Origin of the sequence: Pseudanabaena minima str. Chao 2107 (genome assembly GCF_051131155.1) — a bacterium.
Classification (GTDB): Bacteria; Cyanobacteriota; Cyanobacteriia; order Pseudanabaenales; family Pseudanabaenaceae; genus Pseudanabaena; species Pseudanabaena minima.
Map to the genome: position 1 here is coordinate 5,195,501 of NZ_CP159508.1, position 13,361 is coordinate 5,208,861.

8 protein-coding genes and 1 pseudogene are annotated in these 13,361 nt (G+C 43.4%); 5 read left to right on the forward strand and 4 right to left on the reverse strand.

Annotated features, from left to right (window positions below; genetic code table 11):
- The first annotated feature begins 483 nt into the window (after positions 1-483).
- A complete protein-coding gene (locus ABM313_RS23360; RefSeq protein ID WP_434685529.1) occupies positions 484-3,840 on the forward strand; it encodes a response regulator in 3,357 nt (1,118 codons plus the stop codon).
- Between the two features lie 14 nt (positions 3,841-3,854).
- On the opposite strand, the gene ABM313_RS23365 is transcribed toward ABM313_RS23360, so the two are convergent.
- Positions 3,855-6,158, reverse strand: a complete 2,304-nt coding sequence (locus ABM313_RS23365; RefSeq protein WP_434685531.1) for a CHAT domain-containing protein — start codon at positions 6,156-6,158, stop codon at positions 3,855-3,857.
- 194 nt (positions 6,159-6,352) lie between these two features.
- Here ABM313_RS23365 and ABM313_RS23370 point away from each other — a divergent pair, with 194 nt between their 5' ends.
- On the forward strand, positions 6,353-6,532 hold the full coding sequence (locus ABM313_RS23370; protein WP_434685532.1) for a hypothetical protein: 180 nt from the start codon (positions 6,353-6,355) through the stop codon (positions 6,530-6,532).
- A 59-nt stretch (positions 6,533-6,591) separates the two neighbouring features.
- Here the strand turns inward: ABM313_RS23370 and ABM313_RS23375 are convergent, their stop codons facing one another.
- The gene (locus tag ABM313_RS23375) at positions 6,592-7,503 is read right to left on the reverse strand and encodes a DUF2887 domain-containing protein (RefSeq protein WP_434685533.1); all 912 of its coding nucleotides are present in this window, start codon (positions 7,501-7,503) and stop codon (positions 6,592-6,594) included.
- A 510-nt stretch (positions 7,504-8,013) separates the two neighbouring features.
- Here ABM313_RS23375 and ABM313_RS23380 point away from each other — a divergent pair.
- The gene (locus ABM313_RS23380) at positions 8,014-9,051 is read left to right on the forward strand and encodes a hypothetical protein (RefSeq protein WP_434685534.1); all 1,038 of its coding nucleotides are present in this window, start codon (positions 8,014-8,016) and stop codon (positions 9,049-9,051) included.
- Positions 9,052-9,180: 129 nt separating this feature from the next.
- On the opposite strand, the pseudogene ABM313_RS23385 reads toward ABM313_RS23380, so the two are convergent.
- Positions 9,181-9,440, reverse strand: a pseudogene (locus ABM313_RS23385) (NF041680 family putative transposase); the annotation flags it as partial.
- Positions 9,441-9,657: 217 nt separating this feature from the next.
- Positions 9,658-10,326: a tRNA (guanosine(37)-N1)-methyltransferase TrmD gene (gene trmD / locus ABM313_RS23390; protein WP_434685535.1), complete on the reverse strand. Its 669-nt coding sequence runs from the start codon at positions 10,324-10,326 to the stop codon at positions 9,658-9,660.
- Between the two features lie 263 nt (positions 10,327-10,589).
- On the opposite strand from trmD, the gene ABM313_RS23395 reads away from it, so the two are divergent.
- Both ABM313_RS23395 and ABM313_RS23400 read left to right on the forward strand, forming a co-directional pair.
- Positions 10,590-11,843 carry a molybdopterin molybdotransferase MoeA gene (locus ABM313_RS23395; RefSeq protein WP_434685536.1) on the forward strand — a complete coding sequence of 418 codons (1,254 nt, stop codon included), beginning with the start codon at positions 10,590-10,592 and terminating at the stop codon, positions 11,841-11,843.
- Between the two features lie 227 nt (positions 11,844-12,070).
- A complete protein-coding gene (locus tag ABM313_RS23400; protein WP_434685537.1) occupies positions 12,071-13,345 on the forward strand; it encodes an RNA polymerase sigma factor SigF in 1,275 nt (424 codons plus the stop codon).
- Positions 13,346-13,361: the final 16 nt, after the last annotated feature.

A 13,361-nucleotide genomic window follows, 5' to 3' on the forward strand; every position in this document is an offset into this window, starting at 1 on the left:
ACGTAGAACAAAGATCGTCATAATGTTTCTATATCATCTTAAAAGAGGATTTGGAGACCAAATCCCTACATATTTTTGTAAAAGTAGGGGCTTGGTCTCCAAGCCCAAATCTCAGCCTTCCACGTAACATTAGTAATCAGTTTCAACCTTTAAGATTTAAAGAGAGATATTAGGCAAAAACTGAGCAAATAATGGGCGAATCCTAGGTAAATCCTAGGCAAAAACACGTAAGGAGGATCGGTTATGATGCAAAAGGAAGTATATTCAAAACCAAACCAAGTTTACCAATTCCAAGTTCATTTGCATTAGTGTTTACCGATACTTTTTTTAGAGGAGTTTGCCAATGAGTATATGGTTATTCACAAAATAAAAAACAAGCCCAGTAGGGTTTTTGAGTTTTTATCGTGCCATCAGCAAAATAAAGCTCACTAGTTTCTCAACTCAAAGTATTTTGGCATCAAAATTTTAGGAAGAAGTAGCTACATGGGTTCGCAAATCGCCCCCAAACCTAAGTTGCTAGTTATCGATGATGAACCCGATAACTTGGATTTGCTATTTCGGACTTTTTATCGAGATTATGAAGTTTTACGCGCGAATAGTGGCTTAGAAGGACTGGAATTACTTGATCGCGAAGGAGAAGTTGCGGTAATTATCTCTGATCAAAGAATGCCGATCATGAGTGGAACTGAATTTTTGAGCCAAATGGCGGTTAAATATCCAGATACGATGCGGATTATTTTGACAGGCTATACCGATGTTGAGGATTTAGTTGAAGCAATCAATACTTGCAAGGTATTTAAATATGTCACCAAACCTTGGGATGAAGTAGAACTTAAAAATGTAGTACGTCAAGCCATTGATACGCACAATGTTTTGCGAAATCGTACTGCTGATTTACGTCGCACTCTGCGCCAACAATCACTCCTGAATGCGATCGCCTCATCAGCCGATAGTGCCGCCCCCTATCGCGAAATTATTGCCACAATTGCTGAATCGATCGCACGTAATTTTGATGTTTCAGGTAGCATTTTAAGGCTAGTTGAGAACAGAGTACTTTCGGAAGACTATTTTGCTTACTCCAGTCAACCGATCGCCGAGCTACCACAACTAGCGAAGGTACTCACCTTGCGATCGCAGATTGTGGCAATTAATGATATTAATAGCGATCAGCGTATTTCCGAAACCGATCAATCTATTTATGCCAAAGCGCATATTAAATCAGTTCTATTTGTTCCCCTTGAAGTCCAAAAAGAATGCTTGGCAATGTTAGCTCTCTATCATTGCGACAACCCACATTTATGGAGTAACGATGAATTAGACTTAATTGAATTAGCCGCCGATCAAGCCGCGATCGTCAGTTCCCGCGCCAGAGCCTATGATCGCATTCAAGAACTTGCCAAAAGAGAATCTCTCCTCAATACGATTACCAGTACCATTCGATCAAGTCTCGATCCTCAAAAGATTTTTGCATCAATTACCCAGCAGCTAGGTCAAGCCTTAAACTCCGAAAGTTGTGCTTTGTCTCTATGGACGGAAGAAGATAATTATTTGCGTTGCGTGGGGCTACATTTGCTCGATCCCGATGAGATAATCCATGACATGGTAAATCCTAATGAAACTGCTTTACCGCAATCAATTGCCAATATCTCAGCTAATCCCGTCTTTCAAGCCTTAATTGAATCAAAACAACCTGTTGCCATCTCTGATTTACACGAAAATCCAGAATGGAATATTGTCGATTTGCCATTACGCTCCATTGCCCGATCGCTTCTAATCGTCCCCTTGCTGTCAGAAGGTAAGATTATTGGCAGTATTTCCATGCGTCAAAATAAACTGCCTCGTCATTGGCAACCTGAAGAAGTGTCCCTAGTGCAAGCAGTGGCAGCCCAAGCCGCGATCGCCGTCCAACAAGCCCATCTCTTTCAAAAAACTCGCCAACAAGCCCAGCAGCTACTTGCCCTCGATCATCAAAAAACTGAATTCTTTCAAAATCTTTCCCACGAATTCCGCACTCCCCTCACCCTTACCATTGGTCCCTTAGAAGCAGCAATCGAGAAATCTCAACCACTGCCCCTCGAACAGTCGGTAATTGCTTTACGCAACTGTCGCCGTTTGCTGCGTCTAGTTAACCAATTGCTTGATATTCAACGACTTGATGCAGGCAAGATGCAGGCTTGTTTTCGCCCTTGCAATCTCGTCGAATTTACCAGTCAAACCATTGATGCTTTTCGTCCCTACTGCGATCGCAAAAACATTCATTTGTTTAGTGAGTTTCGCGAATGTCCAGAAATCTATCTGGATTTAGAGAAGTTCGATAAAGTTCTCTATAACTTACTTTCCAATGCAATGAAATTCACGCCTAGTAATGGCAGTGTTACAGTCAGTATCTGTACTGATCAAGATGGTCAGCATTGTATTCTTAGTGTCCATGATACGGGTATTGGCATTCGTCAAGATCAAATTCCATTTCTATTTGATCGCTTTCGTCAAGCTGAAGGTTCCGTTAATCGCAGCTATGAAGGCAGTGGTTTAGGGCTAGCTCTGGTCAAAGAATTAGTCAATCTGCATGGTGGTAATATTTCCGTCACCTCAGACTATGGTCATGGTACAACCTTTGCCATTATCATTCCCATCGGTAGAAAGCATTTGCCCCCCGATCAGGTTACCAACCTACCTGCGGATTTACAGATATCTAGAGCTTCAGTGGAGCTTGCCGATTTAGAAACTGATCTCAGTTTAGAAGAAGATGTATTCATCCATGAGAATGAGCATGAAGAAATTGCCTCTACTCCCACAGGTAAAATTTTAATCGTTGATGATAACCGTGATTTGCGTGGATATCTGCGGCGCGTTCTCAATCAAGCAGGCTATAGTGTCATTTCGGCACATAATGGCGCTCATGGCTATACCGAAGCTCAAGAACACCGCCCCGATTTGATCGTGACGGATTTAATGATGCCGCAAGTCTCTGGTTTAGACTTAATTGCGATGATTCGTCAAGATCAGCAATTAGCAGGTACGCCGATGATTTTACTCACAGCCAAAGCTAACGAAGAAACTCGTATCGAAGGTACAGAAATGGGGGCTGATGCCTATTTAGCCAAGCCTTTTAACGATCGCGAATTGTTAGCGGAAGTTCGGAACTTACTCGCTCTTAAGACCAATGAGCGGCGGGTGGCTCAACTCAATCTCTATCTCACCGAATCAGTTCTTAAGCGGTTTCTTCCTCCAAGTCTTGTTTCCAAAGCCGCCACTGGTGAACTCAGTCTGGATTTGCGTCCTGAGCCAAGGATGATTACGGTTCTCTTTACAGATATTGTCGGCTTTACTTCCCTTGCGAATACTTTGCGATCGCGACGTGTTGCTGAGTTGCTCAATCAATATCTAGGTGCAATGACAGAAGCAATTTTTGCCAATGGTGGCACGGTTGATAAGTTTATGGGGGATGGCATTATGGCTTTGTTTGGTGCGCCTGAGGATTGCAGTCCCAATGAGCAAGTCCGTCGGGCTGTCCAAACAGCAAAACATATGCAGCGATCGCTGGCTCAACTAAATGAGCAATGGGCGGCTCAGGGCATTCCCACAGTGAGGTTTCGCTGTGGTATTCATCAAGGTACAGCCGTGGTGGGGATGTTTGGCAGTGCGGAGCGATCGGACTACACTGCGATCGGACCCACGGTAAATATTGCTGCACGTATCCAATCGGCGGCGGAACCTGATTGTATTCTTGTATCTGCGACGGTTGCTGATTATCTGAATGATGAGGAGCTTCGCAAGCGTGAACCTCTTAAGTTGAAAGGTGTTGATGAGACTGTACTCACATTTTTTGTCGATAGTTAAGAAACAATGTGATATTACAGCCCATTCCCGATCGCAAAGAATGCTGACCAGTAGAAGGGATGATTGTACTTACCAGACTTGATCATGGTCACTTGAGCGCGGCGCAATGCTTCTGTAACTGTGACATTGCCTTTTTTTAATTCGGCATAAAATGCTTCCATCAGTGCTTGGGTTCCATCGTCACTAACTTCCCACAGTGAGGCGATCGCTACCCTTGCTCCTGCGGCTTGCATCTGATAGCCCAAACCTAAAATCTCAACTCCTGTACCTAATTTGCTATTCAATCCAGTTTGACAGGCACTTAGCACGACTAGATCGACATTGTTTAAAGTCCAGTTTTTAAGCTCACTAATAGTTACTTTTTCGCCATTGCCAAACAGAATAAAAGAATCTTCGGGTGTACCGACTGCTAGCTTTCCGTGGGTAGCTAAATGCAAAATCGTATAGGAGTTTGCTCTGTCTTCAGTAATGCTCTTGGTAAATTCCTTTTCAATGAGTTTGGTGGTATTAGGAAATTGGCTAGCAATTTTTTGGACTTCGTTGATAGTTGCGGGTAATCCGCTAAAACCTGCACGAATTTCGCCACCTTTGCCTCCAAATGCACCTGCAAAGATACGCGGATTGGTGATGGGTTTGCTGTTAAAGGCGGTCAAGGATTCGGCGGTGATGTTGTTAATACGATATTTCTCGACTAGCCACTGCTTACCATCATGGAGACTGGCAAGGGGAATATAGCGCAGTTGTCCATCGGGTGCATAGATGATCGTGTCGATGTTAAGTTGGGCAAGTTCAGCTTCAAAGGGCTTGATCAGAATGTTATAAAGCTTCTGTGATTTTTCCTTGACTTCGGGTGATAGGTTTTTGTCTCTTAGTTCGCTCAATAAGGTAATTATTGCTTCATTAAGGGCTTCGCGTTTGATTTTGACGGTGCGGCGCAGGGGTGGGGTATTGGTGTTGAGGAAAATTAGTTCTAGGCGATCTTCGAGAATGAGGGGATAGAGAAGAACGGCTTTAGGAAATTGCGAAAGAAGATCTTTTTGTAATTTGCGATATTTAGCTACGTCAACGTTTTGATTGTCTTCAACGCGGCGTAGTTCGGTGATGAGCTTTTTGATTTCGGGGCTATCGAGGAAGGAATTAAATTGTTTGTTTTGGTCGCGTTCGGCTCGGACAAGTTGGGCAAGGCGTTGTTCTTCTGTTTGGTTTAGTTTGCCTTCACGGTCTTTTTGTTGGAGTTGGTTGAGTTCGCTGGCGAGGGCAATAATATTTTGTTCGGGACGTTGCAGATCAACTCCTTGGGAAGTTTGGTTGTTGCCGCGCACAGTTTTGAGGTAGTCGCTGAGTTCTTGGACTTTGAGGAGGTCAAGGACTTGTTGGGCTTCGAGGATGCGGTCTTGTTTGAGTAGGAGATTGGCGAGGCTGCGATAGGTATTTTCAACGCTGATTAGATAAGATTTTTGAATGTCTTTATCAAGTTTGCGGATATCTTGGCGAATGGATTCGATGACGTTAACGGATTGTTTGTAAAAGAGGATTGCAAGTTCGGGTTGTTTGATGTTTTTAAAAGCGAAGCCCAGATTATTCAGCGAAATCCTCTCTCCATTACGGTCTTTGATTTCCCGATCAATTTCTAAGCTTTGTAGTTGGAACTCGATCGCCTTGTCATATTTGCCGAGGTTTCGGTAAGCGATTCCCAAATTTCCCAGCGCCGCTCCCTCACCGAGACGGTCTTTGATTTCCCGCGCGATCGCCAAGCTTTGCAGTTGGAACTTGATCGCTTTATCATATTTGCCGAGGGAATAGTAAGAGATTCCCAGATTTCCCAAATCTTGCCTCTCACCGAGACGGTCTTTGATTTCCCGTGAGATTGTTAAAGCTTGCAGATGGAACTCGATCGCTTTGTCATATTTGCCGAGGGAATTGTAAGCATTTCCCAGATTTCCCAGCGCATTTCCCTCAACGAGACGGTTTTTGATTTCTCGCGTGATCGCTAAGCTTTGCAGATGGAACTCGATCGCTTTGTCATACAGCCCTAAATTGTAGTATCCAAGTCCTAATCCGTTATAAGCGCGACCTTCACAATCACGATCTTTGAGTTCGCGGCAAATAGTAAGAGCCTTAAGATCTGACTCAATTGCATTTTGGTATTGACTTGCACGTCTCGCTTTAATTCCCAGATCCAACAGTCGATCTGCTTCTGCTTTGATGTCTTGAGTTGTCTGCGCCTGAACCTTTATCAAACCCAAATCAGGCGGTGACACCATCCCCAAAACTCCAGTCAGAGCCACAAACATCAACGCATAAAACTGCGAAGCCATAAACGTTCCTCAAGGAAAAAGCAGAAAGGCAAAAGGAAAAAGTGAGCGAGTTTTGGGGCTTTCGGGCGTGATTACATCCTAAACCCTACCATCTGCACAGCCAATATATCACTAAATTTTCTTGTGTCCCCATCTCCCCGATTTTTTTAAGCATCAATCAATTTTGCCCATCACACCCAACGTAGGGGCGGGTTTTGCAATTAAATTTTGCATTCAGAACAAAATCACCTACTAAACCCGCCCCTACAACAATTTGTGCATATCACCCCAATCATCAAACGGTAATGCGATCGCCCAAACCTGACAACGCAGAGACAAGCGATCGGCGAGAGCAAAGAGGGTTTAGCATTTTTGGCGATCGAGATTTTTTGTGAGGAGTTTGAATATTGTGGCGCAAATGCTTAACCCCTACAAATTTTTTACTTTTGCCTTTTTACTTTTTACTTTTCAGCCATGCCTCCAAATCCGCCACCTTCTCAAAATCCAACACCGCCTCCGCCAGCTCCTCCAACCGCTCCGCCGATAGCTTATCCAATCGCTTAACCGTCTTCAGCGTCACCTTACCAAACTTCCGCGTCAGCAACTTTACCGCAAACTGCTTTAGTCCCTGCTTTAGCCCCAAAACTTGACCATGTTGCGTCCCAATTTTCTCACCCTCAAGCTTGCCCTCAAGCTTACCCTCAAGCTTGCCCTCAAGCTTGCCAATACGCTGACCTTCTTTGAGCGCATCCCGATAAACCCTTGTTTTCTTGAGATCACCTAACGTAAACATCGCCTCAACCTCCTCTCGACTCATCTGGGGAAACTTGTATAGCAAAACTGTCTCAATAAATTCTATCATCCTCTCGCGATCGCCTTGCCCTACTCGATCGGCTAACTGATGGGCTAAGGCGATGGTTTCCCTCTTGGGCGCAACGATCAACCTCACTAACCCTAAACTTAATGACTCAGACTCTGGTAACTCATCCAGATAGATTCGTTCAATATGTCCACCCGCAAATAGCGCCCTAAATTGTTTGGGTATTTCAGGCTCAATGCTCCGTTTAGCAAAAATGGCGACCACCTGCCAATCATGCTCTGGCTTGTACTGACTCAGATATAGAAATATCTCACCGATAAACTCCCAATAAAATTCGGCTCGTTTTTGAAATTGCACCTCCACAAACCATAGATTTTTATCAACCGAGTCGGGAATAAAAATACCATCAAAGCGAAACGCTTTTTCCTTGATCTCTACTGAGGTAAAGCGATAGCCTGCTGCTGTTTCGGGTGGTAATCCCACCAATTCAAATAACAAGCTATCAAAGGTTTGAAATAGCTGAAAAAAGATCGTGTCAGTTCGCATTGGATTATTTTAGCGAATTTTATACGCAGGAACGCAAGAATATCGCTACCATTTACGTAAACCGTTGTGATCGCTAAACGGTAATGCTTCGCCCAAACCTCACAACGCAGAGACAAGCGATCGGCAAGAGCAGAGAGGGTTAAGCATTTGCGGATCGAGATTTTTGTGAGGAGTTTGAATATTGTGACGCAAATGCTTAACCCCTTGTATCTTGAGAGTAATATAACCCGACGCACCCTAGATAGAAAATAACGATTTGTAGCAAGGGAGCCTGATGTTTTAGAAAAGATTGTGGCGAACCAGTTCCACTTATAACTTTGGTTGGTCTTGCTGCTGCTAAATACTCTATTTCTCCCCTTTAATCTCAGTTCAGCAAGAGGTCTATTGATGCTGAGCATTGATTCCATAACACTAACATTGTGTCTTATAGGCGATCTCTGTAAATTATAATAATTTCATCAAAAAGTAGAACCTCACAGCCGACCAACAGTACCATAGCCTAGCAAAAATATGAAACTTAACGGATTTTCTGTCACCATTGCCGAAGGCAAAGAAACATCTGATGGCTACGTTCAGATGAAGCATGGCACACAATATACAATCCTGCTTCAAAACGAGTCTAATCGACGCTGTGATGCTGAGGTTTACATTGATGATCAACAAGTCGGCATTTGGAGAGTAAACCCGTTTACCACGGCGCAGATTGAGCGCCCTGTCCACGATCATGGTCGATTCACGTTTTATCAAGTTGGGACGACCGAAGCAATTCAAGCGGGTATCAGCAGAAACAACAGCAATGGACTAATCCGCGTTTTATTCAAGCCAGAGAGACAGCAGATATCTGTAGATGGTCCTATGATGTCTCGCGCCGCTATGGCTGGAGGCACAGGTTTATCGGGGCATAGCGCTCAAGAATTTATAACGGTTGCCGCTCTTGACTATTCACCACAGGAGTTTGTAACCATTAATCTCCGTCTCATTTCCGTTGTTGATGAGCCTCGTCCTCTGTTTGTTTCTACACCAGTCCCACCCCCCGTAGGTGAAGTAACTGTTCCTAAAATTCAACGCAAAGCCATGACTTGGACTGTATTAAACATGGTCATTCTCAATGGCAAAACCTATGCTTTATTTGGGTCAGATGCTTCTACTAATCCTTATCATGGCGATACAGATACTAATGCAGTTCTTCCATTACTTGCCATCAAAAAGATGGGATTACCCACTCCCGCAGGACTCTATGGTGCAACCAGAACAAATGGTGGTGCAATGAGAGGTACTTGGTCAGGAGGGAAAGCGATCGTAGTCCCTGATGTGCAAGGTAGTTCGTTAACTTCTCAAGCGATCGCCGATCTTCAATGTCGATTACAGGGACTAAAAGTTTTGGGAGAAGACGGCTTTAGGATGGCAGAGTTCCATGATGGTGATAGAAGCGCTGGTATAGCAGGTTGGGATTTTTGGGTAGATGCTTCGGCAATAGAAACGTTGCAGATATCAGGTCAGAGGTATTGGGTCAGCATTAATGATCAATCCGCCAATCCTTGGGGATAAAATAATTTGAGCGCAGATCACCTGTCTAATCTATCGAGAGTGTAAAGTGAAATGTGTAAAGTCTTTGATGTAAGGAGAGAGATAATCAAGATACACAATTACTAACACTAAAACCGATGAATATACGCAACCCGCCAACAATGGTCGAATATCTTTTGGTATTTGTTCGACACACAGTCGTCTGAGTCTTCCTCTTCTTGGTCGGCTATCTTTTAACAATTCATACAGGCTTGACCATTTGCGTCGATACACTGCTGATACTGATAATTCTGCGACTTTACATTTGGACTGGTCAATACTGCATCCATGAGGTCAAATATTGCATCTCGTCCGTTCCCTAAAAATCCATATATCTGTTGACGAAAGTTCTGTAATTTATCAATAATCATGGCTGTAGATATGTCTTTCTTTTTTATCTACTTTAGGCAGTTTGTATCTCTTTTAATCTGCCTTTTTTCCTTCATTACATTGTATTTACGATAGAATTAGACACTAGTTCACCGAGCAAGAACTAGCCATGAAGATCATTGCTAAACTCGTTACAGTCGATGACACACTTGCTGCCGCATCAATTCTTCACGAGTGCGATCGCTAATCCCCAAAATATTACAGCATATCAGGACGACGCTCTTTTGTTCTTAAAATTTGTTGTTCCTTTCTCCATTCTGCAATTAATTTATGATTACCTGATCGCAATACTTCAGGAACTTCCCAACCACGAAAAACGGGTGGTCTGGTATATTGTGGATAATCTAATAATCCATCTTCAAAGCTCTCAAACTTGAGCGAGTCTTCTTTCCCGACTGTCCCTGGACGCAACCGCACGACTCCATTAATTAATGCTAGTGCAGGAATCTCGCCACAGGTCAATACAAAATCTCCAAGGGAAACTTCGCGAGTTACGAGATGTTCACATACGCGCTCATCGACACCTTCATAACTTCCACAAATGAGAACTAGCTGGTCGTAATTAGCGAGTTCTTTAAACATCTCCTGCTTCATCGGTTCCCCCTGCGGAGTCATGTAAATGATTTCACGCTTAGGCAAAATTGGGAGTGATTCCACTGCCGCAAAAATGGGATCGGGCTTCATCAACATGCCCACGCCACCACCATAGGGTTCATCATCGACACGATGATGCTTATCAGTTGTGAAATCTCTAGGATTGGTGAGATGTACTTCCGCAATTTGATTCGCGATCGCCTTACCGAGCAAACTTGTCTGCAATGGCGAAGTGAAAAATTCAGGAAAGAGAGTAACAATATCTATACGCATAAATAAATTCTATATGCAGAGGGCAGCGCGTAGTGCTGCCATCGCCTTTATAGCTGTCGCTAGTCTTGCAACCCAAGAAGCGAGTGGCGGCACTTAGCGCCGCCACTCACTTCTTGGGGTTTGATTTGTGATCTATAAAATACCAATTACCGAAAGTGTCGTCACACTTTTGATAAGTCTTTTAGCAGTTGTAACCCAATTCCAGTAAAGGTTTTGAAAGCCAAAAATGGCTACGCCATTTTTGGCTTTGGTATAATTTAGCCATGCTGTCTGTCGCTGAAACCGAAAAAATAATTTTAGATTTAGTCCAACCTTTCGATCCTGAAGTCGATAGTGAAATTTTGCCGTTGTCGCAGGCGATCGATCGAATTCTTGCCGAAGACATTCACAGCACCATGGATTTTCCGCATTGGGACAACTCAGCTATGGATGGTTATGCATTGCGTTATGCAGACTTAGCAGATTTGCCTGAACTAAAACTCGCGATCACTTCTGATGAAATTCCCGCAGGGACAGCGATCGCTAAATCCTTAAGACAAGGTGAATGTATCCGCATATTTACGGGCGGGATGTTGCCCATTGGTGCAGATACGGTGATTATGCAGGAAGACACTGAACGCACTGATAATTTTTTGCAGCTTAAGGTCAAACCGTGCCAAGGCGAATATGTCCGCCGCAAGGGTGAATTTATTCAGGCTGGCAAAACTTTAGTCAAAGCAGGAACAAGACTAGGCGCAACAGAAATTGGCGCTTTAGCGTCCGCAAGATGCCAAACGGTCAAAGTTTACCGTCAACCGAAAATAGCAATAATTTCCACAGGCAACGAGCTGCTTAGCCTTAAAAGTTCTCAGCCGCTTCAGTTAGGACAGATAATTGATTCTAATCTCTATGCATTATCAGCATTAACTCATCAAGCAGGGGCGATCGCCATAAATTTTGAGGCTGTGCGAGATGATCCCTCTGAACTGCAAAAGGTCATTCAACAAGCGATCGCCTCAGCCGATATCGTTATCTCTACAGGTGGCGTTTCTGTAGGTGATTACGATTATGTTGATCAAATTCTAGAAAAAATGGGAGCTGATATTCATGTGCGCTCAGTGGCGATTAAACCGGGCAAACCTCTTACCGTCGCATCCATCTCTCCATCTCTTAATGTGAATAGAAGTGAGGGTAAAGTTCTCTATTTCGGAGTTCCCGGAAATCCTATGTCAGCAATGACGAGCTTTTGGCGATTTATTCGTGGTGCGATCGCTAAATTAAATGGAAGTAATCAAACTTACTGGTATCCACAATTTATCAAAGCTATCACAATGGAGGATTTACACTCACAAGGGAGGCGCGAAACCTATTTATGGGGAAATCTAACCTACCAAAAAGGAAAACCTATTTTTCAACCTGTGCAGAATTATAGTTCGGGAAATTTAATCAGTGCGATCGGCTCAAATGCCCTAGCGGTAATGCATATAAACCAAACCTATGTACCAGTGGGAGATGAAGCGGTCATTATGCTAGTCTAATCATAAATTTCTATCGTGGCACTAAATCATTGTTAACGGTATAATCTATTGACTATGAATAAAATGAAAGTTCTGTAATTGGCTTAGACGATGAAAGAATTTTACACAGACATAGATCCTATGATTCTCATCCAGTTTTAGTTAAGCCTTGAAAGGCTATGGGCAGCCTTAAGACAGCGTAACTAAAATCTATGTGCCATTGACAGCTATTGGTATCAAGCACATGTATGCAAAGTTCTCCTCTAATGTATTGGGCATATTTTCTGGCTGCTGGCATCATTGAGGATGTTCGTCTTATGCCATTGGATGAAAATAATTTAACTAATGAAAACGTAGCCACACTTTTAAGAGGGTATAGAGTTTCTCCCTCTGCTCCTTTGCAGCAGCAGCTGATTGAAATTCACATGGGATTAATTCGTGAAACGATCGCGGCTTTACCTATCTCATTAATTAACCAAAGAAATATTGGCGACCGTCGATCTAGCAATCGACCAAACATAACCGAGCGTCGAGTCTCAAATCTTCGGGTTGGGGAACGTAGATCAAGCGATCGCGAATTACTCGAAGTTGGTAAACAAGGATTAAAAAAAGCCCTACTCCAATTTAATCCTGAGACAAGTCCCAATTTTTCTGAATTTGCGCGATCTCATATTCACCAGCACCTAGAGAATTTTTTGCAAAGACAATATCTTGATAATCGTAATGAACCTCACGAAGCTGAAGAATCTGATCCGCAAACTACGATTACCCGCAAACAAGAAACTCTCGAAATTTTGCAAGCCTATCGTGCTAATCCCACCATCAAGCTACGTAATAAACTCGTAAATCTAAATATCGGCTTAGTGCGCCGTGAAGCCTATCACTGGAAAAATCAATGCCAAGAAAGTTTTGAAGACCTCATGCAAGTCGGCTCAATTGGTTTAATTAATGCGATCGAGAGATTTGATGTGAGCAAAGGTAATGCTTTTAGCTCCTTTGCCGTGCCGTATATCAAGGGTGAAATCCAGCACTATTTACGCGACAAAAGCCCAACGGTAAGAATGCCTCGCGCTTGGCTTACCACCTATAACCAAGGTTGTAAGATCATTCGTAATAGGCGGACTGAAACGGGGCGAGAACCCTCCAGTCAAGAGGTCGCAAATGAGCTAGGTATTACTGTTAGTGAATGGTATGACATTAAGCTTGCCTGTCAAAACCGATCGCCGATTAGTCTAGATACACCCATTGATCAAAGCGAAGATAACGCGACCTCGATCGGCGATCTGGTTACCGATCAGAAATACCAAAGTTTTCAGCTTGCCCAAGAAGACAATATTCGACTTCAGCAAGCTCTTGACCTCCTAGAAGATCGCACCCGTGAAGTGGTCGAGTTTGTATTTTTAAAGGAATTTACGCATCGTGAAGTAGCTGAAACGCTAGGTATCAGTGCTGTTACTGTTTCACGACAACTCAAAAAAGGCTTAATTGCCCTCAAAAAGATTTTGGCTACACCCATCGAATAATCAAAAAAGCGATCAC